Raw genomic sequence first — 22,407 nt, forward strand, 5'->3', positions numbered from 1 at the left:
AAGTTATCAAGGTAACAACATGGTTGATGTATTAGTCACCAATGGCCCATTGCTGATTGCAATTGCGGCTACTTTTGGTTTTTTAATGGCATGGGGTATTGGCGCAAATGATGTAGCCAATGCGATGGGAACCTCGGTTGGTTCTAACGCTATTACGATTAAACAAGCGATCATCATAGCGATGATTTTTGAATTTGCCGGTGCTTATCTAGCGGGTGGTGAAGTAACGAGTACGATCCGTAAAGGGATCATCGATTCGGCCTACTTCGTCGACTCACCAGAGCTACTGGTCTACGGTATGATCTCGGCGCTGTTAGCCGCTGGTATCTGGTTAATAGCAGCATCCGCTCTCGGTTGGCCTGTCTCTACCACTCACTCTATCATAGGTGCCATCGTTGGCTTTGCCGCGGTAGGTGTGGGCACAGAAGCTGTAGAATGGGCCAAGGTTGCTGGTATCGTGGGCTCCTGGGTAGTCACTCCGGCAATATCCGGCTTTATCGCCTTCATGATATTCCAGAGCGTGCAGAAACTTATCTTCGATACAGATAATCCACTGGATAATGCTAAGCGTTACGTACCTTTCTATATGGCGCTGGCAGGCTTTATGATGTCTCTGGTGACCATTCAGAAAGGCCTCAAGCATATCGGCCTACACTTCAGCACTGCCGAGGCCTATGCATTAGCCTTGGGTATTGCCGTTATTGTAGGTATCGGCGGTATGTTAGCGATTAAACGCCTGAAGATGGACACTCAGGCCGATCGCCAGACTCAGTTCGGCAACGTCGAGAAGGTATTCGCCATCTTGATGGTCGTCACAGCTTGTTGCATGGCATTTGCTCACGGCTCTAACGATGTAGCAAACGCAATTGGTCCACTAGCGGCTGTCGTTTCAGTGGTCAACAGTGGTGGTGAGATCGGTAGCGAGGCCGCTATCGTATGGTGGATCCTTCCACTAGGTGCCGTAGGTATTGTTATGGGTCTGGCCATCTTTGGTAAGCGCGTGATGCAGACCATAGGTAAGAACATTACTCACCTAACCCCGAGCCGTGGTTTTGCCGCAGAGCTTGCTGCAGCTTCAACTGTAGTGATTGCATCGGGTACCGGCCTCCCAATATCTACGACACAAACCTTAGTCGGTGCGGTTTTAGGTGTAGGTATGGCCCGCGGTATCGCAGCGATTAACATGGGTGTGGTCAGAAACATTGTTGTTTCCTGGGTCATCACCTTGCCAGCTGGTGCTGCACTGTCGATTCTGTTCTTCTTCACCATAAAAGGCATCTTCAGCTAAGCCATTAGACTTAGCCTGTAGACACAAATGATTAAGGGAAGCTAATGCTTCCCTTTTTTATACCTCAGCTCTCAACCACCAAACTGAAGTGACGTTTCATTTTGCCCGTCATTTTCATGACAGTACCCCCTAGTCTCGTCTAAGTTTTGACATTAATTAAGCTTCATCCACTCACAGACATATCTCTTGCATCTAGCCCTTGCAAAACGTCCTGCAAATCCCTAGCATGTGGCTATATTTCGTTGATGAGAATTCAAAGTGTTAAGATTCTTTGCTTTAGTGGGACTGTTATTACTCTCTCCAAGCCTTTTGGCCGCAGGTCAACCTGGATACATATCCGATAAAGTTTATCTCTATCTTCATGGTGGACCGGGTACCCAATTTCGTATCTTGGGTAGTGTAGAGGCGGGCCAGGCAATCTCACTGTTGGGCGAGACCCAAGGTGACTACACTAAGATCATCGACCATAAGGGCCGTGAAGGCTGGGTAGAAACGAAAATGGTGACTCGCAAAAAGAGTTTCCGTGAACAGTTACCCGAAGTGCAGACTGAGCTAGATAAGACCAAGTCTGAGTTAGAACAAGCCCTTAGTTCCAGCGATAACAATGCTGAGCAACTCAGTCAACTCAAGTCAGATCTCAGCCGTGCACAACGAGACCTGGCTAAGGCAAGCAGTGAGCGTGATCACGCTACTAGCAAGCTAGCTAATATCGAGAAGAACGAACGCTTCCAGATGTGGCAAGAGGGCGGCATCATTGCAGCTATCGGTTTACTCATAGGTGTCATCTTAGTCTATCTGCCGAGACCCAGACGTAAGCAGAAGAATCGCTGGTAAACAGTCCATTCCCCACAAAATCGTCCCCCAAAAGCCAGCATTCAAATGCTGGCTTTTTAATTTCTACATTGACCAACCCGCATAGACAGTGACCTTGCACACCATCTGGCCGGACAAGATCAAACAAAACTCACATTCACGACCGCTATAGTGTTCCTCGTCACATTTTGATGATACTATCCCGCGGAAAGATGCCAGATTGTATACAAAAAATAAGATGCATCTTACTACTCTTATCTAAAAGGCTCTTCAAAGCTGTAATTAGAGAAGATTTTGTTCAAGCAAACTGTCCTTAACCGGCCCAGATGGAAGTGATTACTATGTTCAAAGCAAGTGAAGTTCTGACTGGTCTTTATGACTCAGCCAACCTCGATGAGCTGTTTACAGCCATCACCAATAACTACATTGTCGATGAAGATGAATATCTATCTGAACTGATCAAACTCGTGCCCTCTAGTGACGAAGAGATTGAGCGTGTTACTAAAAGAGCTCACGATTTGGTAGCCAAAGTTCGTCAATATGACAAGAAAGGTTTAATGGTTGGTATTGATGCATTTCTGCAACAATACAGTCTAGAGACACAAGAAGGTATTATCCTGATGTGTCTTGCCGAAGCGCTACTGCGCATCCCTGATGGAGCGACTGCCGATGCCCTAATCCAGGATAAGCTATCGGGTGCGAAATGGGATAAGCATATGAGTCAAAGCGACTCTACGTTAGTCAATGCTTCCACCTGGGGCTTAATGATAACGGGAAAAATTGTCACACTCGATAAGAATATCGACGGCAAACCCAGCAGCCTGCTAAACCGTCTGATCAATCGAGTCGGTGAACCCGTAATCCGCCAAGCTATGCTTGCAGCAATGAAAATCATGGGCAAGCAGTTCGTTCTGGGTACCAGTATCAAAGATGGTCTCAAGAACAGTGAAGCTAACCGCAAGATTGGCTATACACATAGTTACGACATGCTCGGCGAAGCAGCTCTCACTAAAACTGACGCCGATAAGTATTTTGATGAATATTCATCCGCGATCTCTGCACTTGGCGCGCAAATCTATGATGAGAGCCAAGCGCCCCGACCCACTATCTCGATCAAGTTATCAGCCCTTCACCCAAGATATGAAGTAGCCAATGAAGATCGTGTCCTCTCCGAGCTTTATGACACACTCATCAAGCTAATTAAGCAAGGTCGTGAGTTAAATGTCGGCATCTCAATTGATGCTGAAGAGATGGACAGACTCGAGCTTCACCTAAAACTGTTCCAGAAACTCTATAACTCAGATGCAGCTAAGGGCTGGGGCTTGTTAGGTATAGTAGTACAGAGCTACGCCAAACGCGGCCTCCCAGTACTTTGCTGGTTAACTCGCCTGGCGAAAGATCAAGGAGATGAAATCCCTGTACGTCTCGTTAAAGGCGCATACTGGGATAGTGAATTAAAGTGGGCTCAGCAAGCTGGCGAAGGTGGATACTCCCTCTTTACTCGTAAAGCAGGCACAGATGTTTCTTATCTTGCATCTGCACGTTACCTTCTTTCAGACGCGACTAGAGGCGCCATCTATCCTCAGTTTGCAACACACAACGCCCAATCTGTTGCCGTTATTATGGATATGGCAGGCGACCGCCTGTATGAATTCCAACGTCTTCACGGCATGGGACAGGAACTCTACGATACGTTAATTTCCGAAAGCCCAACAACGCGTATTCGCATCTATGCACCTATTGGTGAACATAAAGAGCTACTACCCTATCTGGTACGTCGCTTACTCGAAAATGGCGCCAACACCTCATTTGTCCATAAGCTGGTCGATCCTAAGGTCGCCATCGAGTCACTTGTCGTTCACCCGATAAAGACACTGCAGAAATATAGAACCCTGTCTAATAATAAGATCGTTAAACCCGCCGATATTTTTGGCGCAGAGCGTAAAAATTCCAAGGGACTCAATATGAACATCATCTCTGAATCTGAGCCATTTTTCGCGGCTCTCGAGAAATTTAAAGACACAAGCTGGAACGCGGGTCCTCTAGTCAATGGCGAGCTATTAAGCGGCGAAACGAATGACGTCGTCAGTCCCTTCGACACCACTAAAGTCGTGGGTAAGTTAGCTTTCGCTAATGACCAGGCCATAGAGCAGGCCCTTTCCGGCGCAGATTTGGCCTTTAACGACTGGTGTAATACACCTGTCGAAATACGTGCTAATGCGCTACAGAAGCTTGCCGATCTACTCGAAGAAAACCGTGAAGAACTCATCGTCCTTTGTACCCGTGAAGCAGGCAAGAGCATTCAGGATGGAATCGACGAAGTTCGTGAAGCCGTAGATTTCTGTCGCTATTACGCCGTGCAGGCCAAGAAGATGATGGCTCAGCCTGAATTGCTTCCAGGCCCAACGGGAGAGCTCAATGAGCTGTTCCTTCAAGGTCGCGGTATCTTCGTCTGTATCAGTCCATGGAACTTCCCACTGGCTATCTTTATTGGTCAAGTAGCCGCTGCCCTAGCTGCGGGGAATACAGTTATCGCTAAGCCTGCAGAGCAGACGTCTATCGTTGGCTTCCGTGCAGTTCAGCTGGCACATGAAGCTGGTATTCCTAAAGATGTACTTCAATTCCTACCAGGAACTGGCGCAGCAGTCGGTGCGGCAATCACCTCAGATGAGCGTATTGGTGGTGTTTGTTTCACAGGTTCTACGGGAACAGCCAAACTGATTAACCGCACCCTAGCAAACCGTGAAGGTGCAATTATCCCACTTATCGCCGAAACCGGCGGTCAGAATGCCATGGTTGTCGACTCGACATCACAGCCTGAGCAAGTCGTCCATGATGTTATTGATTCATCTTTTACCAGTGCAGGACAACGTTGTTCGGCGCTACGGGTACTCTTCCTTCAGGAAGATATCGCAGACAGAGTGCTTGAGGTGATGAAAGGTGCCATGGATGAGCTAACCATAGGTGATCCTAGCTCAATCAAGACTGATGTAGGCCCTGTGATAGATGCAACGGCTCAGGCTAACCTTAATGCCCATATCGACCATATCAAGCAGGTAGGAACTCTGCTTAAGCAACTCAATCTGCCGGCTGGTACGGAGAAGGGTTACTTCGTCGCACCGACGGCTGTAGAAATTGATTCTATCAAGGTGCTCAAGAAGGAACATTTCGGTCCTATCTTGCATGTGATTCGCTACAAGGCTAACGAACTAAACAAGGTGATCGATGAGATCAACAGCACGGGCTTCGGTCTGACTTTAGGTATCCATAGTCGTAACGAGGGCCATGCCCTTGAAGTCGCCAACAAGGTCAAGGTAGGCAACGTCTATATCAATCGTAACCAGATTGGCGCAGTTGTCGGCGTACAACCTTTCGGTGGACAAGGCCTATCGGGCACAGGACCAAAGGCCGGTGGACCACTCTATCTGACTCGCTTCATCACAGAGAAAACCCGTACCAATAACATCACCGCCATAGGGGGTAATGCCACGCTTCTCTCCTTGGGTGATAGTGACGATTAATTGAATCCTTCAATGACTCTTTAGCTAATCGTAAGCTAAAGGTTAACGAATAAAAGAGCCAGACCTTAGTGTCTGGCTCTTTGTTTTTGAGTGTTGAGCTATAACGCCACTTTGATGTGAGATAGTATTATTTGGCTGTCCTTATCGAGCACACTGATGTGGTATTTGACTATACTTGAGTCATTCCCATTCAATTAAAGGAGACAGTGATGAGTGACAAAGTGCTAGATCTCGATGAGGTCAGTAAGATCTTAGGAAAATCAGAGGCCACCATAAAACGTTACGCAAGAGAGAACTTACTTACCAACATTGGCGAAGATGATGAGTTCAAATTCAAAGAAGATGAAGTAAACCGTTATCTTGAATTTGCAAAACGCTTAGGTTAAACAAGTTCCAGTGCAATTAGGGAGAACACATTCTAGTCCTCCCTCCCCTTCATTCCCAAAAGACTAATACCTCACTAATTCAGTTTATGATTGAGACTTGCGTAGTATTCATCAGCCACTAATAAATCATCATGGCAGCCAGAGACTCTTAACTTCCCATTCTCCATCAAATGGATAGTGTCCATCTGGGTCATAGCTGTCAGCCTGTGGCTGATCATCAGCAAGGTCTTGTCCTTAGCAAATTCAAACAGCAGGGCCAATATCTCTCTCTCGGTGCGCTTATCCAATCCTTCGGTGGGCTCATCGAGTAATAATACAGGCGCATCGCGCAGCAAGGCTCTGGCTACTCCGATACGACGCTGCTCGCCGCCAGAGAGCTGCCTGCCCCCCTCACCAATCCAAATATCCAGTGGCTTATCACCTTGGGTCAGGTTGGATAATCCAACTCTATTTAATACCCCTATCAGAATCTCATCATTAGCGGCTTGTACGACTCTGCGCTCGGCCCGTGTCGGTAAATCAGCAACAGTCCTCTGTGCTAAGGCCAAATTACTTCTTAATGTTCCGCTAAATAGGTAGATACGTTGACTCATAAGGGTGATGCCAGCGGTCAAAGCTTGCTGACTATATTGATCAATCTCGACACCATCGAGCCTGATACACCCTGAGCTAGCTTGCCACTCTCGGGTGATCAAAGACAGCAAGCTCGACTTTCCGCAGCCAGTCTGCCCCAGTAAGGCCACTTTTTCACCAGGCTTAATACTCAGGTTAATGTCTCTAAGCACCACTTTTTTAGTCTCAACTTGAGCGTCTTGATCATAGGAGAAACAGATCCCTTTAAGTGTCAGCTCACCATGATGGACGCTAATGTCGCTGGCGTTATTGAATACTATACTCGGTTCCTGATCCACCAGCTCATTGACTCGCTCGGCTGCAGTGACACAAGAAGATAGATGCTGAAAGGCGCCGGCTATTGGCATCAACATCTCGATGCAGGCCAAAGTCATAAACACGACCATGGCAAGCATAGGCCCAGGTGGCAGATGCTCACCGACCCCAGATGATGCCATATAAAGGATCGCCATAACGACTAGACCATGACACAAAATAAGAGCGCCTTGGCTCAGGGCCGTGACATTCGCCATCGCCCTCTGGCTAGCTAATAGTCTAGCTTCAGACTCGGCAAGCTGGGCCCGAAAGCGTTCATTGGCACCGAAGAGGGAGATCTCTGCCAGTCCCTGTACAAACTCCAGCACTTGTACCCGGTAGATTCGTTTGCTCTCTAATAATTCGACACCCGGTTTCCGCCCCAGGTGATAGAAGATCCAAGGCAATACCAGCCACACCAAGAGTAAACTTCCGCATAAGATCAACGCCAGTTCGGCATCGAACCAAGAGAGGAATAGATAGAGTGCCCCTAACATCAGGAATGAGGCGGCCATGGGAGTGATAAGCCTGAGATAGAGATGATCTAAGGTATCGATATCGGCGACGAGTCTGTTAAGCAGATCCCCCTGTCTTATCCCTTGCATGTTACTGGCACTGAGGGGCATTAACTTCCGCCAAGCCCAAGTTCGCAACTGAGTCAGTAGTTTAAAGGTCGCTTCATGGGTGGCTAAGCGCTCACCGTAACGGCTGGCAGTCCTGACAATCGACAGAAACCTCACTCCGCCCGCTGGGGTAAAGTAGTTGAACATCATAGCCGTTGCGGCAGTTAATCCGGCTACTCCTGCAGCCGATAGAAACCAGCCTGATAGCGAGAGTAAACCGATACCAGCCATCAAGGTCGTGATACTCAATATTAGACCTGTGAACATCATCAGCCACTGATGCTTAAACAACTTGATAAAAGGTAATAGGGCTCTCATGAGTTTGACTCCTTATCGATACAAGTCTCTACTTCACACACATCATCTTGCATCTGTCTAAATAGCCCTTTTTCTCGATTCAGTTCATCAAAACTTCCTCGCTGAACGATCTCACCTTTATCCAGCACTAGAATAGTATCCATCCCATCGAGCTGCTCAAGTCTATGGGTCACCATCAAGCATGAGGATTGTGACATAGCGTCACGCAGTGCACTTAATACCGCCTGCTCGCTATGACTGTCTAAGCTTGCTGTAGGTTCATCTAACAGAAACAGCTTCGCCTCTTGTCCTAAGGCTCTGGCTAGCGCGATGCGCTGGGCCTGACCGACAGAGACGCCTGTCATCTGCTCACCGATAGGGTGCTGTAGGCCTAAGGCCTGCTCCTGGACGAAATCCAATACCTTGGCTTTAGCCAATAATGCTTCCACCTCAGCGTCCCTCATATCGGGATTGGCCATTGCCACATTGTCACGCACTGTGCCATGAAATAGCTGAGGATCTTGTCCAAGCCAGGCAAGGTGTCTGCGGTAATGAGCTTTGTCCAGCTCTCTTAACTCAAATCCGTTGACCTTGAGTGATCCATGATAAGGCAGAAAGCCAAGTAAAGCGTTGAGCAGGCTGGTTTTACCCGAGCCACTTGGCCCTACCAGGGCCACATGCTGGCCCTGTTTAAGGTGAAAGCTCAATGGACCCACTAATTGGCCCCCATCGTGACTCATCACGGCTAAATCTGTGGCAATAATCTCGACTCCAGTACGCCAGTCTAATTCAATACCACCAGCCTTTCTTTCAATGGCATCTGCCTCAGGCTTATATTCTAACAATGCCATCAACTCTTCGGCCGCGCCTATGGCTTGGGCCTTAGCATGATAGTGAGTGCCCATGTCGCGCAGTGGCTGGTAAAACTCAGGTGCCAGCATGAGTACAAACAAACCGACAAACAGGCTGATCCCCCCGCCGTAATCACCGAAGTTAAGGTGCCCCAAATAATTAAAACCAAAATAGACCGCCAGAACCGCGATAGACACGGCGGCAAAAAACTCCAACACGGCGGAGCTTAAGAAGGCCATCCTGAGCACGGACATGGTTCTTTCACGGAACTCTTCCGATGCGGTTTCTATCTCCTTGACCTCGGCGTCGCCTCGATTAAAAATCTTTAGGGTCGGCAAGCCCTTTAATCGGTCCATAAAATGACCACTCAACTTGGCCAAGGCGCTGAAATTCTTGCGGTTGGCATCAGCAGCGCCCATACCGACTAAGATCATAAACATGGGAATAAGGGGGGCCGTGGTCAACAGGATTAGTCCGGCAGCCCAATTTAACGGAAATACCACTATCAGTATGGTCAGAGGAATGAAACCAGCCAAGATAATTTGCGGCAGATAACGGGCGTAAAAGTCGTGCAGATCTTCTACTTGCTCCAGCACGATACTCGCCCAACTTCCGACAGGCTTTCCCTTGATAAAGGCCGGGCCAAGTTCGATTAGTTTATCCAGAACCGCACTGCGGATCTGTAACCTGAGTCGTTTTCCCGACTCGAAGCTCGCACGCTCACGGGCAAACGCCAGCAAGGCCCGCACGGGAATGAGCGCCAGTAAGAGTAAAAACTCATTGGTATAGTGAGACTTGTCTAGCTCGAGAATGATAATGCCATGCAATATCGTCGACAGAAGATATGCTTGAACGATTAATGAAAATCCGGTTAATAAGCCAAACAACACAGTCAAATTGAGATAGAAGCCACAGGATTTTTTCTGCTGTCTCAACCAAGAAGTGAGTTGTTTCTCTAACGATTTGTCCATGCCGCTCCTGCAAATTAGTATTTCATGATGAAATAGTGGGAAGTGAGAGTTCACGCAGTATCGCAGGCATCGCTCGCGGAATAAACTGGCAGGCCTAGAAATGTTAAGAGCTTCACAAAAATTGCGCTAGATCAAAAAAGATGGAACCTGTGCTTAGCTAATGTGTCTCAAGATAAGGCCCAAATTTAGCTGACAAACCCAATAGGAAAATTTGAATGGCGATGAATTTATTAAAATGAGTGAGATAAACTTGAATACACAAAAAAGGTCGGTGAGCATCTGCTTCACCGACCTTTCTTTAATCAATAATGATAATGAACAAGTTTAAAACCCGTTACTTCGACTCGTCAGACGCGTAGTCGTCACTGTCTTCATCGAAAGAGCCAGAAGACTCGCCGTCGGCAACATCACGCGCATCACGCCACGCATCAGCCGCTTGCTCTTTAGACGCAGCGGCTTCGGTACGCTCTTCACGTTGCTTAGCCTTACGCTCGTTACGCAGCATCAGCTTATCGAGGAAAGATTTAAGCTCCTTCTCACCCCAGACAGTTGCTTCGGCTTCGGTCGCAAAACCCGTTTTACGTTTTGAAACGATGGTTTTTCGCGCAGTCATACGACGAGTGATCTCGGCCGCCCAAACTTGCTTGTCTTGAACGATGCGAAAATCGAACTTTTTGGTTTGTGTCATATTACTTATTTCCTACAGATAAAATCTTATCGCCGGCCAATGGCTCGGGCGTTAAGTACAAAATTTGTTTTCGGTTCACTTACTTATTCACGTCTTCAGGCAAACCCAGATCACATTTTTTGCAATCTAACCTATGACCAAGCATAGACGCTCTGCCTTCGGCAGTGATGACCCAAGGACGAACAACCCAAGGTGGCATATGTCTCACATGCTGATTATGACCGCATGCAAGCTTAGCAACCCAATGATTTTCATCATCTTTAAGATAACCGACTATCGACTGTTTCATAGAGCCTAAAGACCAATTGCCCAAGTGGCTGAACCAAGATGAGCGTTTAGGGCGCGAGACTAACACGTACAGAGTTTAAACAACATCATTTAATCGACTATGCTGTGAACTGATATCGGTTATAAATTAGCGCTTTCAGTGGGGATCCTGTAAGCTGCACGCCCGCCAGACCATCTGGCTCCATGAAAGCCGCTGTTTTAGCCGCGTCAAGAGACCAATCTATGAGTTTTACCTCCCTGGGTTTATCCGCTCCGATTTTAAAAGCCGTAGCCAATAAAGGCTATGAGACACCTTCGCCAATTCAAGCTCAAGCGATCCCCGCAGTGCTCGAAGGCAAGGATGTAATGGCAGCAGCCCAGACAGGCACAGGTAAAACCGCAGGCTTCACTCTGCCTCTATTAGAGCTGTTAAGCAGAGGCAATCGTGCTCAAGCTAAGAAAGTACGCGCCTTGGTATTAACACCGACTCGTGAGCTTGCAGCTCAAGTAGCCGAGAGTGTCGAGACTTATGGTAAGTACCTACCACTTAAGTCCGCAGTAATCTTCGGTGGTGTAGGCATAGGTCCGCAAATTTCTAAGCTAGGTAAAGGCGTCGATATCTTAGTCGCCACACCCGGTCGTTTACTAGACCTATATAACCAAGGCGCGGTGAACTTCAACCAACTTGAAGTCCTGATCCTCGATGAAGCCGATCGCATGTTAGATATGGGTTTCATTCATGACATCAAAAAAATTCTTAGAGTATTGCCGGCTAAACGTCAGAACTTGATGTTCTCGGCGACCTTCTCCGACGATATTCGTAAGCTAGCTAAAGGCCTGGTGAACAATCCAGTCGAGATATCTGTTACCCCACGTAACGCCACGGCGAAATCCGTTGAGCAATATATCTATCAGGTCGATCAGAAGCAGAAGACTGCGGCACTGATCCATCTGATCAAGCAAAATGACTGGCAACAGGTATTAGTTTTTAGCCGCACTAAGCATGGCGCAAACCGCATCGCCAAGAATCTCGAAGCTAAAGATCTTACTGCTGCCGCTATCCATGGTAACAAGAGCCAAGGCGCACGCACAAAGGCGCTGGCGAACTTCAAGAGTGGTGCGGTTCGCGTATTAGTCGCAACCGACATCGCAGCTCGTGGTATAGATATCGACCAACTGCCTAACGTGGTTAACTTCGACCTACCGAATGTGCCTGAGGATTATGTTCATCGTATCGGCCGTACTGGCCGCGCCGGTGCCAGTGGTCAAGCTGTCTCACTAGTCAGTGCTGACGAGAGCAAGCTTCTCAGGGACATAGAACGTTTAATTAAGCAAAATATTCCACGCAAAGAAGTGGAAGGTTTTGTGCCGACTCAAGTTGTAGCCGAAACCGATCTCAATGACAGAAAACACGGTCAAAACCGTGGTCCACGCAATGCCAATGGCCGCGGTAATGGTCGTAACGGCAATTCGAGTTCACGTAGTAATGGCTCAGGTTCTCGCGACTCACGCAGCAGCCAAGGCAAGGCCGAGCATAAAGACGGCCAACGCAGTGGTGAAGCCGCTCGCGGTCATCAGCCAAATGATAGCAATGCCAGTCACAGTCGCCGCAGAGCTGGCTCTCAAACCCGCTCTAGCAATAGCGCAAGTTCAGCAGCATCTAAACCAAGTTCAAATACCGGTATCTGGGGAAAGTAATTTATACTGGCTTCCTAGATACAGCTTGAATTAAAGGTTGTGATAAAGGTTGTGATAAAGAGTCTACAGATACTCGTCCCGAACAATAAGCAGAGCAGCCGCTCTGCTTTTTTTTGCCTTCATGTTATACCGTTAATTCCCTGCTTGGATTAATATTGGTAATAGTGAGCATTGCTCTAATTGAGGAGACTAAAAATGACCATGGAAACAGAAATGCAAGGTGGCTGTTTGTGCGGCGCACTCAGATATAGTGTATCGGCAATGCCCTTCGATGCAGACCATTGTCACTGTCGCATGTGTCAGAAAAGCACGGGAGCCGTGATAGGCAGTTGGATGGATTTTCTTATCGAGCAAGTCACCTGGCTTTGTGGTAAACCAAGCGAATATGCCTCATCAGACACCACCAGACGTGGCTTTTGCTCTACTTGTGGCACCAGTATCAGCTTTCGTGATACCGGACATCCGACATACTATACATTGAGTATTGCGTCACTGGATAATCCTAACCTAGTAGCAGTTAAATATCACATCCATACTGACAATCAAGTGAAGTGGCTGACTATTGAGGACCCTATACCAAGGTATAGTGGATCCCGTAGTTAGAGTCATTTTACTTTGTATTTAGCTCATTGATATTTAAAAGTTGTGCTTTCATGTTCACCTATCACTGGCGGTGGATGAAAGAACATCTTCGATTGAAGAGCTTGGCTGAAAAGCAGATATAGCGCTTTCTCCCCCTGTTCTAATCCTATCTTATAGCCCCTAACTCACTCCTGTTACCAACATTGCTTATTGTTAGCTAGCTGTTAGTATGAAACTCGGTAAAAAGTTAAAATAAGATACTGATTATATGAAGCTTACTAAACATCATGGCTGCTTATCTCGACTATTCTATTGAGCTTATCGGCTCCTTTAAGCGCTGCAGAGACTGGAGAAGTTAGGCATACGACAATGATTAAGAACCTGAATGGCTATACGTTCAGTCAAGGTGAATTAGTAACGTTTAGTGCCATTCAATTTACCGATAACAAAATAGATAAACTCTTCACCACCAAGGTCCCAGAGCAGCTAGCGAAAGATATACGTGTTATCGATGCAGCTGGCAAAACTATGCTGCCTGGACTCATCGATGCTCATGGTCATGTTTTAGGTTGGGGCTTGAACTTGATGCGGACTAATCTTCATGGCAGTCAATCTGAAGATGAAGCAATAACCCGCACTATTGAGTTTCGCAAACTCAACCCGGAACTTAGCTGGATACAGGGCCGTGGATGGAATCAAGTACTATGGCCAAGTAAAGCCTTCCCGACGGCTGCGGCATTAGACAAGCATTTCCCTAATACCCCCGTATGGCTTAGACGCGTCGATGGGCATGCTGGCTGGGCCAATACTGCGGCAATAAAACTCGCAGGAATTAATAATGATACTCAAGCACCCGAGGGCGGTGAAATAATTCGTACTAAAACAGGTGAGCCAAGCGGGGTATTTATCGATAACGCCACGTCATTGATTAGTAAGTCGATTCCAGATCTTAGTGTGACTGTTCAAGAAACCGTACTCAAGACGGCTATGACAGATTTGGCTCGGCCTGACCAGCGTACACGACGCCGGTGTGGGCAGCGATACCATTACCGCCTACAAGAACTTAGCTAATAAAAATGAAATACCAGTGCGAGTCTACGCTATGGTTGCCGCGGGTGACCCACATTTCTCCGCCATAATGGCCAAAGGCCCCTACCACCACACCTCGGGTATGCTGGATTTCAGCAGTGTCAAAATATCATCTGACGGCGCATTAGGCAGTCGCGGCGCAGAACTCATAGAGGACTATTCGGATCTTCACGGCCACAAAGGCTTGCTGCTACATAGCTGATAAGCAACTTAAAAATTACATGCTAACGGCCATGCAAGCCGGATTTCAGGTCAATACTCAAGTCATTGGCGATCATGCTAACAAGTTAGTATTAGACGCCTATGAAGACTTGATACAACAGACAAATACTAAGGCCCTCAGACATAGAGTCGAGCACGCTCAAATATTGCGTCTTGCAGATATTCCTCGTTTTGCCGAACTAGGGGTTGTGGCATCTATGCAAGCCACTCATGCCACCAGTGATAAAAATATGGCAGAAGATAGAGTCGGTCCCGACCGTATCGAGGGCGCTTATGCCTGGCACAAGCTACTAAAAGCCAATGCAGTTATAGCCGCCGGTTCCGACTCCCCGGTGGAATCTGCTAACCCATTCTTTGGCTTACATGCATCTGTGACTCGCCAAGATCACAACAACCAGCCCGCTAAAGGTTGGTACCCCAATGAGAAAATGACCGTGACACAAGCGCTCAATAGCTTCACAGTTGCAGCAGCTTATTCGGCGCATCAGGAAAAGAGTATCGGCCAGCTGAATCCCGGAATGAAAGCCGACTTTATACTTATCGACCAAGACCTGGTTAAAGGCAATCCACAGACGATATGGCAGACCCAAGTGTTAGAGACCTGGATTAATGGAATTAAGGTCTTTGATATAGCATCAAAACCAACAAACAATCTATAACTAGGCTTTTATCGACCCAAAGGAGATCAATGTTCTCCTTTGGGTCATGATAAGTCCACATACGTTCTGACACCACGCCAGCTCCCAATTTCAGTCATCATCTCGATAGCTATTATCCTGCTCTATAATTAATCTCAATTCCTCGAATTAAATTGTCAATTGTCGGGTCTTATTACAGCGACTGCCTAACAAAGCAAAAAAATAGAAACAGAACGAAAAGAATAGGAATAATTTTATGGCTCAAGTACACCATTTAAGGTCAACTCATGCACTAAACGCTATGGCGATAGCGGCTCTGGTATTACTGACAATGTTAATATCTTCCACAGCCCAAGCGGCCGAGACCCAAGTAAAAGGTGAACATGACGGCCAGGTCTTAGTAACTAATGGTCAATCTAAGGCATGGGAAGCGTCAAGTCAGCAATGGATTAGTCTGGATAGCTTCTGGCAAAACTGGGCAGACAGTCGCGGTGGTATTACTTGGGGGCGCGGTAAAGAATACCCAGCTTATGAACAAGTCAAAGAGCAAGATACGCTATTGATAGAACTCGACAATGGCACTTGCATGATGGAGTTCTGGCACTCACGATGGAGACGCGCCAACGATGTTCGCCGCTGGGACGATGCCTTCAATACATATTCTGCATGCAATAAGGTATTCGACTAAATGAGTTAATCGGTAAGCCCGTTTGAATGGGGTTATTACACTTTATTAATTTGATATTGGTCCCCCCAAAACTTACGGCTAAGGTTCCGAGGCAAGCTTAAAATTTCATTAGGCTTATTGATTGAACGGTTTCCAAACTTCGTGTGGAAAGCCCTTCCGACCAAAGCTACAAACAACAAAAAGGGAATGAACTTAAGTTCACTCCCTTTTACTATTGAGGGATAAATAACCTCCCCCGCTAGAAATAAGTTAACTCTTTATTTAAAAAGAAGGCTTTGAACAGAAAGCTATCTCATTTCCCAGGCACGATACGCGCGTCCTTTGAGCTTGCCGTTAACTATCTTATGTAGCGCACGCTTAGCGACTTTGCGGTCAACGGCTACATATGAACGAAATTCGGTGATCTTTATCTTGCCGACTTCTGAACCCTGAATCCCATCTTCACCCGTTAGTGCTCCGAGAATATCGCCAGGGCGAACCTTGTTCTTCTTGCCACCTTCGATCTGCAGAGTAACCATCCTAGGCTGAGTCGGGAAGGTATCTAATAGGTTCTCAGGTGGCAAACCTTCGCTGACAATATCACGGTCCAGATACTCTTCTAACAACTTGATCTTGTAGTCATCGTCACAGGTATAGAAGGTAAAGGCGGTACCCTTGCTGCCTGCGCGGCCGGTACGACCTATGCGGTGAATATGCACTTCGGTATCGAAGGCAAATTCGTAGTTGATCACCATATCCAATGCTTCGATATCCAGGCCGCGAGCGGCGACATCGGTTGCCACCATGATGGAAGCACTCTTGTTGGCGAACTGCATCAGGGTGAGGTCTCTGTCTCTCTGCTCCAGATCACCATGAAGTGCCACTACGCTGAAGCCATCATTGGCTAACGTGGCGGCCACATCTTTAGTCTCACGCTTGGTATTACAGAAAACCACGGCGCTGTCTGGCCGGTGCTGCAACAATAGTAAGCGCAGCGCTTTTTGGCGATCCTTATTGCTGTCGATCTGATAGAAGTGCTGAACGATACTGCTGCTGTCGTGGGTTGATGCTACCTTGACCATCACAGGCTCGAACATGATCTGTTCTGCGACCTTTTGGATCTGCTTAGGGAATGTGGCGCTAAACAACAAGGTCTGACGTTCACGTGGCATCTCGGCCATGATGTAGTCCAGATCAGGCAAGAAGCCCATCTCCAACATACGATCGGCTTCATCGAGCACTAAGGTATTGACGTTTTCCAGGTTTAACAGCTCGCGTGACAGATGATCGATAATACGACCCGGCGTGCCCACTATGATATGGGCACCATGCTCGAGCGAGCCAATCTGCGGCCCCATAGGAACGCCACCACATAAGGTCAATACCTTGATGTTATGAATACCGCGAGCCAGAGTACGGATCTCTTTCGCTACCTGATCGGCTAGTTCTCGGGTCGGACACAAGACCAGTGACTGAATGCGAAAACGCTTCACATCTAACTTATTCAATAAACCTAAGCCGAATGCTGCGGTTTTACCCGAGCCAGTTTTTCCTTGGCCAATCACATCTTCACCGTTCAATATAGCCGGTAAACTTTGCGCCTGAATGGCTGTCATCGAGTCATAACCCATGGTCTTAAGGTTATCAATTAACTCAGGTTTCAAGGTCAATGTCGAAAATGACATATTTGTGTCTGCTTTGGGGGTAACTTGGCTCAAGGTCTATTCCTATTTTTATCACAACGACAAGCTCGTCATGAAAGCGACTACCAATAATAAACCACTGATATGCCGCTGAGATAAATCGAGTTTATTAAGCTAAATATCACCCCGTGAAATCGATGAAAATCTGGCTTAATAATAATGGGCGGAGTATAGCAAGTATTGAAATGACTTGCTCGTATCACTGGCACCATACCTAGACTCAATCTATCTGTATCGATCAAGGTACTGAGTTATCCAAGCAGATTTATTCAATCCTCTCTCCTCTGAGCGTCAAGGCCATTCTCTCAACCCACCATTGGTTACATCCCTGGCATCATCTATAACTACCTATAGCGCTCTATCTATATTAAACAGGATTATCAAGCAAGTTTATTCAATCCGCTCACCTCTGAGAGTCAAGGCTATTCTCTCAACCCACCAATCGATCGCGTCTCTGGCATCATCAGTGGAATCAATCATGGTACTAAAATCCTTAGATCCAGCTTTTCTGTCGATAACCGCAACAATAGGATCGCCGCTATTGGCGTCACTAAACATCATTTCTATGGTGGCACTGCCAACATTGGTGTGCTCCCCTGTCACCACTTTAGCTATGCTCGAGATCCCGAGTCCAATTGGCAATATGCTGCTCGTAACCGCCAGAATAGGGTTGGGTGTCTCTATATTCGTCAACGCGACACTGATCCTTAATGTCTTCTCCCTCGGTATTTCCACAATCTCAAAACGGGCCGATGCTTTTTGTTTTATTCTTTCGAGTAGATAATCAGATACTTCGATAATCTCCTTTTCAGATAAATTATCGTAACGAGTCTTATCACTCAAGACTAACCAGACCCGGTCAAGAATCACGCTATCGTACTGCTGAAGTATTTCATTAAGATCTTTGATGCTCTTGATACCCGGCTTGGACCAAATAAGATCGCTGCCACCTTCAGGCCCAGCTCTAAAATCATCAAAGCTGCTAAACATTTGTGATTGACGATAATCTTGAATGACGCCGCATCCACTTAATAGCAATACAAGCACAGCCACTACAACTCGATAATGTTTCATATCCATCCAAATAAAAACAAGAGAACTACACATATGAGTAGTCACATTGTAGCGTAGAGTACTTCATGAGAAGGCTTAGGTATAGAGGGAGATATGGATCTACTTAGAGATATTTAATGAAATTGAGGTTTCGATGAGACTCTATCATTCATATTATTGTTATCCAGAGCTTGAGTAAGTGTTATAAGTTAATGGCTAGATATACCAAGTGCAATTGCGACAACATCTTTTCTATATCGATTATTTATCTATTTTACTTAAGCACCCTTGATCAATAACTTAAACCGCAAACTAGCTATTGCTAGCCTGGTGAAGTTAGCAGCTGATACCAATAGGCATAGGCAAGTGAAACGCACGCAATTAAGATACAGTTAAGCTAAAGGTGAGGATTAGACGTGGTGGTTAGCTTTATAATCGACTCCGGCAACACTCGATTCTACAAGCAATTACAGGTACTCTCTGCCATTCCTCCAATTAGCTTCCTTTTAATGGCATACCTATGACAAAACCTAATATAACTAAACAGCAGCTTCTCGATATACTTAAGTCTTGGGGGGAACAAAAGATAAGCTCTGATCAGCTTCAGGGTTGGATGGTAACGAACTACGACCCTGATGACAATGATATAGGTCTTGGTGAGCCGGAGTGGACTCAAGAAGCAATGAACATAGTAATGAATGAATACGAAATCGCTAAACAAGAAAAATTTCTCCTAGCCAAGTATCAGCTAGCTATTAACTTTATTAGCGCAGATGAATCTAAATTTAACCAAACCAGGCATCTATTTCTACATGAAGGCTTCTGCGATTAATCCACGGCAAAACGACACTACATATTTGTGATCCTTGTATCATAACTCAGAAGTTTTTCACAATGCGATATACATTTTCAACACAAAATAACATCAACCTCCTATACTTATGGCTACATAGGAGAGCTTAGAATGTTGAAACTGAATATCCAGCGCAAGGTAGTACTCACTACCTTGGCCTCAGTCGTTTTGTCTATATTGATCATTAGTGTCTATTCACTCAGTACTAGTCGATCGATAATCTTAGAGAGTACCTTAGACAGAGAACTTCCTGCAGTGCTTGGAGAGGTCGCTAACGACATAGATGCTCAGTTGCTTATGCCTATTACGATTGCAAAAGTCATGGCCAACAACGTCGATTATCAACAGGTTATTCGCTCAGGAGACAGGGCTGATAGCCATCAAAAAATCATAAGTTATCTTAACAATATCCAGCAAGAATTCGACACCATCGCAGCCTTTCTGGTTTCATCTGAGAGTGGACGTTACTTCACCCAAAGTGGATTATTTAAGACCATCTCTCAATCAGATCCTAAGGATCAGTGGTTTTATAATTTTATCGCCAGTGGCAAAGATTACGAACTAAGTTTAGATATCGATGAAAGCAATCAAACACCAACCCTCTTCATTAATTACCTAATGAAAGTCGACGGTAGACCCAGCGCAGTAGCAGGAGTAGGCTTATCTTTGTCGAGCTTAGCAACCAGCATTAAACAGTACCAGATAGGGACTAATGGCATCGTCTTCCTCACCGATGATCAAGGAGTAATAAAGCTGCATCCGGAAACAGGTAACATTGGAAAAAATATCAAGAGTCTGGGAGATATTGACACTGGTTCAATCCTACAAAAGCAAAAGTTTTCAACCACAGAATATCAAGATGCTGGCACTGATATGTTAGTTGCCAGTCGTTACCTTCCAGAAATTGGCTGGTATCTTGTTGCACAAGTGCCCAGTGATGAGATTTTTGGCGCCCTAAATCGAGCCACATGGTCTGTGGCTGTAATGGGGCTAATTATCGCTATCCTATTCATGGTCATCAGCGCCTGGTTAATCAATCGACTAATATCCCCCTTCGGCGAACTAGCTAACATGCTCGAAGCGATAGGGGACGGTGATGGAGACCTCACGATACGCCTGGATGACTCTAGACGTGATGAAGTGGGTAACATGGCCAGAAGTTACAACAAGTTTGTCAGCTATCTGAGTAGCACCCTAAGAAGTGTATCAGCTACGGGAAATGACTTGTATGAGGCCGTTGAGAGAATAGATAACCAGGCAAAACACATGGAGGGAGACATCACAGACCAAGTTAGTAAAATAGAACAGATTGCCACTGCCATTCACGAAATGGGGATGACAGCAGAGGAAATAGCTGGCAGCGCAAATAATGCGGCAGAGAATGCTCAAATAGCCGAAGAGGCTGTAGTACAAGGTAACTTGTCGGTACAGAAAACAATTTCAAGCGTCTCTACCATGAGTGAGCAATTACTCAACACCAGCCAAACCATCGGCCAGCTTGCCGAAGATGCTAACTCAATCGATACGGTACTGGAAGTTATCCGTGCCGTATCAGAGCAAACAAACCTACTCGCCCTCAATGCCGCCATCGAAGCCGCTAGAGCTGGTGAGCAAGGTAGAGGCTTTGCCGTAGTAGCTGATGAAGTCAGGACTTTGGCCTCACGAAGCCACGCATCTACAGAAGAGATAAAAGGCATTATCGAGAAGCTACAATCCAAGACCCATGAAGCGGTTGGGGCTATCGAAAGAAGCACTGAGCTAAGTAATAATAGCCAGGCAGAAGCGACTATTTCCGGCGAACACCTACAAAGTATCTCAAAAAACATCAAGGTGATGAACGAGATGAGTATCCAGATCGCCACGGCTACGGGTGAGCAATCAAACGTAGTTGGTGAGATTAGCCCGCATGTCACCGCAATCGCAGATATCTCCAGCACAAGCAGCCAAGTCGTCCAACAAACATCATTAGACTGTAGCGACCTGAGAGAAATGGCAGTTCAACTCAACGAACTGGTAGGCAGATTCAAGATATAAGCTTCTAGAGTCTGCAAGAATTGAAGCCATCAATTCAATTGGTGGCTTCTTCCTTTCAAATAAAGACTTCCCTCCATATTCGAATACACATGATGCTTGTCCTAGGCCCAAGGAATCCTTTGCATGCGCTGTATTCAGCTGCTTTGTAGCGAGAGATGACGTAGTCGTCGAACACGGGGACAAGCCACATGTATGTGGTGAATGTCAAAAATGCATGGATGACATTTCTGACCAAGCTCAGCGGCGTGGCCACATCGAGCGTAGCTCTTCTGTACAAAGCACCTTTTCTAAAGATTGCAGCCCCCACGAAGTAGGCACATGAGGCGGAGAAATAGCGCGTTGGATACGCAGCATGAATAGTTTGGAACAAAAAGCGGTGACCCCTTCCAATGGCCAATGACCCAACATGATACTTGCCGAAGGCCGAAAGTAGCGCTTTGGATGCGCAGCATTCAGCTACTTTGTGCGAGAGACGACGTAGTCGTCGAACTGGAGAGCCTGACCGCCAGGGATGGCGAAAATGCCGTTAATGCATGGATGCAATTAACGGCCACACTGCGTTAGCAGCTTTGGGCTGCATGTGAAGTAGCTACTTCGCGGAGCGTATATACGAAAAAAGCCCTAGCATTTTCTGCTAGGGCTTTTTTCGTGTATTAGGCGCCTGGAAATGACCTACTCTCGTAGTCCACGAAGTGGACACATGGGGGTGAAATTACGGCGATTTGAATACGTAGTATTCAGCCCTAATTGAACGCGGAGAAACTTCGTTTCGTAGCGGGAGAGCCCGCTCAGCGGCGGGGCGACATCGGGGGTAGGCATTCATGCCTTCCTAAGTGGATAAGTCACCTGATATCTGTACCGGTAAGTTCGAGCTATTCAGCCAAACTTTATTAAATCCCAGACGCAAAAAAGCCACCTTATTCAGGTGGCTTTTTCACTTAATGAGCGCCTGGAAATGACCTACTCTCACATGGGGAGACCCCACACTACCATCGGCGCGATTGCGTTTCACTTCTGAGTTCGAGATGGATTCAGGTGGGGCCACAATGCTATGGTTTCCAGACTAATTTGACGATTACTTTCAGCTTTTTAAAAAAGCTAAAGGTAAAAGAATTTAGAAAGCTTATAAATAATTGGGTTTAGTACACGGATGTACTGTATGTCATAAATGCAGGAGCATTTTATGACCAACTTAAATCAAGTTCGTATTCTTTTGTGCTTATGAAGTAACACAC

The 22,407-nt window shown here is 46.5% G+C and carries 19 protein-coding genes and 1 rRNA gene; 13 read left to right on the top strand and 7 right to left on the bottom strand.

Annotated elements, in window-relative coordinates; translation table 11 throughout:
• Window positions 1–19: 19 nt before the first annotated feature.
• From FS373_RS14160 to FS373_RS14175, 4 genes are all read left to right on the top strand, one after another.
• Window positions 20–1,288, top strand: a complete 1,269-nt coding sequence (locus FS373_RS14160; RefSeq protein WP_144048062.1) for an inorganic phosphate transporter — start codon at window positions 20–22, stop codon at window positions 1,286–1,288.
• Window positions 1,289–1,546: 258 nt separating this feature from the next.
• A complete protein-coding gene (locus FS373_RS14165; RefSeq protein ID WP_322619502.1) occupies window positions 1,547–2,122 on the top strand; it encodes a TIGR04211 family SH3 domain-containing protein in 576 nt (191 codons plus the stop codon).
• Between the two features lie 305 nt (window positions 2,123–2,427).
• Window positions 2,428–5,622: a bifunctional proline dehydrogenase/L-glutamate gamma-semialdehyde dehydrogenase PutA gene (gene putA, locus FS373_RS14170; protein ID WP_194165851.1), complete on the top strand. Its 3,195-nt coding sequence runs from the start codon at window positions 2,428–2,430 to the stop codon at window positions 5,620–5,622.
• A 209-nt stretch (window positions 5,623–5,831) separates the two neighbouring features.
• The gene (locus FS373_RS14175; protein WP_144048065.1) at window positions 5,832–6,008 is read left to right on the top strand and encodes a helix-turn-helix domain-containing protein; all 177 of its coding nucleotides are present in this window, start codon (window positions 5,832–5,834) and stop codon (window positions 6,006–6,008) included.
• A gap of 74 nt (window positions 6,009–6,082) precedes the next feature.
• On the opposite strand, the gene cydC is transcribed toward FS373_RS14175, so the two are convergent.
• The 4 genes from cydC to FS373_RS14195 form a co-directional block, all read right to left on the bottom strand.
• Complete coding sequence (gene cydC / locus FS373_RS14180) at window positions 6,083–7,876, bottom strand: heme ABC transporter ATP-binding protein/permease CydC (RefSeq protein WP_152829666.1); 1,794 nt, start codon at window positions 7,874–7,876, stop codon at window positions 6,083–6,085.
• Entirely contained in the window at window positions 7,873–9,678 is a 1,806-nt protein-coding gene (gene cydD / locus FS373_RS14185) for a heme ABC transporter permease/ATP-binding protein CydD (RefSeq protein WP_152829667.1), read from the bottom strand. Before cydD ends, cydC begins: the two co-directional genes overlap by 4 nt.
• Before the next feature lie 334 nt (window positions 9,679–10,012).
• On the bottom strand, window positions 10,013–10,366 hold the full coding sequence (locus FS373_RS14190) for a DUF3622 domain-containing protein (RefSeq protein ID WP_144048068.1): 354 nt from the start codon (window positions 10,364–10,366) through the stop codon (window positions 10,013–10,015).
• Between the two features lie 79 nt (window positions 10,367–10,445).
• On the bottom strand, window positions 10,446–10,655 hold the full coding sequence (locus FS373_RS14195; protein WP_152829668.1) for a DUF3565 domain-containing protein: 210 nt from the start codon (window positions 10,653–10,655) through the stop codon (window positions 10,446–10,448).
• A gap of 221 nt (window positions 10,656–10,876) precedes the next feature.
• Here FS373_RS14195 and FS373_RS14200 point away from each other — a divergent pair, with 221 nt between their 5' ends.
• The 6 genes from FS373_RS14200 (at window position 10,877) to FS373_RS14215 (ending at window position 15,550) form a co-directional block, all read left to right on the top strand.
• A complete protein-coding gene (locus tag FS373_RS14200) occupies window positions 10,877–12,331 on the top strand; it encodes a DEAD/DEAH box helicase (RefSeq protein ID WP_416221762.1) in 1,455 nt (484 codons plus the stop codon).
• A 195-nt stretch (window positions 12,332–12,526) separates the two neighbouring features.
• Entirely contained in the window at window positions 12,527–12,934 is a 408-nt protein-coding gene (locus FS373_RS14205; protein ID WP_152829670.1) for a GFA family protein, read from the top strand.
• Window positions 12,935–13,282: 348 nt separating this feature from the next.
• Window positions 13,283–13,984 (top strand): amidohydrolase family protein, encoded by a 702-nt coding sequence (locus tag FS373_RS32000; protein ID WP_227992765.1) that lies wholly within the window; start codon window positions 13,283–13,285, stop codon window positions 13,982–13,984.
• A 16-nt stretch (window positions 13,985–14,000) separates the two neighbouring features.
• Window positions 14,001–14,204, top strand: a complete 204-nt coding sequence (locus FS373_RS32005; RefSeq protein ID WP_227992767.1) for a hypothetical protein — start codon at window positions 14,001–14,003, stop codon at window positions 14,202–14,204.
• Window positions 14,205–14,235: 31 nt separating this feature from the next.
• A complete protein-coding gene (locus FS373_RS32010; RefSeq protein ID WP_265575330.1) occupies window positions 14,236–14,883 on the top strand; it encodes an amidohydrolase in 648 nt (215 codons plus the stop codon).
• A gap of 235 nt (window positions 14,884–15,118) precedes the next feature.
• Window positions 15,119–15,550 carry a hypothetical protein gene (locus FS373_RS14215; protein ID WP_227992771.1) on the top strand — a complete coding sequence of 144 codons (432 nt, stop codon included), beginning with the start codon at window positions 15,119–15,121 and terminating at the stop codon, window positions 15,548–15,550.
• A 287-nt stretch (window positions 15,551–15,837) separates the two neighbouring features.
• On the opposite strand, the gene dbpA is transcribed toward FS373_RS14215, so the two are convergent.
• Entirely contained in the window at window positions 15,838–17,214 is a 1,377-nt protein-coding gene (gene dbpA, locus FS373_RS14220; protein ID WP_144049110.1) for an ATP-dependent RNA helicase DbpA, read from the bottom strand.
• A 408-nt stretch (window positions 17,215–17,622) separates the two neighbouring features.
• A complete protein-coding gene (locus FS373_RS14225) occupies window positions 17,623–18,306 on the bottom strand; it encodes a DUF3313 domain-containing protein (protein ID WP_144048072.1) in 684 nt (227 codons plus the stop codon).
• 499 nt (window positions 18,307–18,805) lie between these two features.
• Between FS373_RS14225 and FS373_RS14230 the strand changes: the two genes are divergently transcribed.
• The 3 genes from FS373_RS14230 to FS373_RS32450 all read left to right on the top strand — a co-directional run bounded on the left by FS373_RS14230 (window position 18,806) and on the right by FS373_RS32450 (window position 21,736).
• Window positions 18,806–19,117 carry a hypothetical protein gene (locus FS373_RS14230; protein WP_144048073.1) on the top strand — a complete coding sequence of 104 codons (312 nt, stop codon included), beginning with the start codon at window positions 18,806–18,808 and terminating at the stop codon, window positions 19,115–19,117.
• 132 nt (window positions 19,118–19,249) lie between these two features.
• The gene (locus tag FS373_RS14235; RefSeq protein WP_144048074.1) at window positions 19,250–21,172 is read left to right on the top strand and encodes a methyl-accepting chemotaxis protein; all 1,923 of its coding nucleotides are present in this window, start codon (window positions 19,250–19,252) and stop codon (window positions 21,170–21,172) included.
• Window positions 21,173–21,613: 441 nt separating this feature from the next.
• The gene (locus FS373_RS32450; RefSeq protein ID WP_265575331.1) at window positions 21,614–21,736 is read left to right on the top strand and encodes a hypothetical protein; all 123 of its coding nucleotides are present in this window, start codon (window positions 21,614–21,616) and stop codon (window positions 21,734–21,736) included.
• A 383-nt stretch (window positions 21,737–22,119) separates the two neighbouring features.
• Here the strand turns inward: FS373_RS32450 and rrf are convergent.
• Window positions 22,120–22,235, bottom strand: a 5S ribosomal RNA gene (gene rrf / locus FS373_RS14240).
• Window positions 22,236–22,407: the final 172 nt, after the last annotated feature.

Source organism: Shewanella sp. YLB-07 (assembly GCF_009377275.1).

Bases quoted from the DNA above. Each gene is read 5' to 3' on its own strand.
- FS373_RS14160 (WP_144048062.1), top strand. From the start codon at position 20: ATGGTTGATGTATTAGTCACCAATGGCCCATTGCTGATTGCAATTGCG.
- putA (WP_194165851.1), top strand. From the start codon at position 2,428: ATGGAAGTGATTACTATGTTCAAAGCAAGTGAAGTTCTGACTGGTCTT.
- FS373_RS14175 (WP_144048065.1), top strand. From the start codon at position 5,832: ATGAGTGACAAAGTGCTAGATCTCGATGAGGTCAGTAAGATCTTAGGA.
- cydC (WP_152829666.1), bottom strand. From the start codon at position 7,876: ATGAGAGCCCTATTACCTTTTATCAAGTTGTTTAAGCATCAGTGGCTG.
- cydD (WP_152829667.1), bottom strand. From the start codon at position 9,678: ATGGACAAATCGTTAGAGAAACAACTCACTTCTTGGTTGAGACAGCAG.
- FS373_RS14190 (WP_144048068.1), bottom strand. From the start codon at position 10,366: ATGACACAAACCAAAAAGTTCGATTTTCGCATCGTTCAAGACAAGCAA.
- FS373_RS14195 (WP_152829668.1), bottom strand. From the start codon at position 10,655: ATGAAACAGTCGATAGTCGGTTATCTTAAAGATGATGAAAATCATTGG.
- FS373_RS14200 (WP_416221762.1), top strand. From the start codon at position 10,877: ATGAGTTTTACCTCCCTGGGTTTATCCGCTCCGATTTTAAAAGCCGTA.
- FS373_RS14205 (WP_152829670.1), top strand. From the start codon at position 12,527: ATGACCATGGAAACAGAAATGCAAGGTGGCTGTTTGTGCGGCGCACTC.
- FS373_RS32000 (WP_227992765.1), top strand. From the start codon at position 13,283: ATGATTAAGAACCTGAATGGCTATACGTTCAGTCAAGGTGAATTAGTA.
- FS373_RS32010 (WP_265575330.1), top strand. From the start codon at position 14,236: ATGCAAGCCGGATTTCAGGTCAATACTCAAGTCATTGGCGATCATGCT.
- FS373_RS14215 (WP_227992771.1), top strand. From the start codon at position 15,119: ATGGCTCAAGTACACCATTTAAGGTCAACTCATGCACTAAACGCTATG.
- dbpA (WP_144049110.1), bottom strand. From the start codon at position 17,214: ATGTCATTTTCGACATTGACCTTGAAACCTGAGTTAATTGATAACCTT.
- FS373_RS14225 (WP_144048072.1), bottom strand. From the start codon at position 18,306: ATGAAACATTATCGAGTTGTAGTGGCTGTGCTTGTATTGCTATTAAGT.
- FS373_RS14230 (WP_144048073.1), top strand. From the start codon at position 18,806: ATGACAAAACCTAATATAACTAAACAGCAGCTTCTCGATATACTTAAG.
- FS373_RS14235 (WP_144048074.1), top strand. From the start codon at position 19,250: ATGTTGAAACTGAATATCCAGCGCAAGGTAGTACTCACTACCTTGGCC.
- FS373_RS32450 (WP_265575331.1), top strand. From the start codon at position 21,614: ATGCGCAGCATTCAGCTACTTTGTGCGAGAGACGACGTAGTCGTCGAA.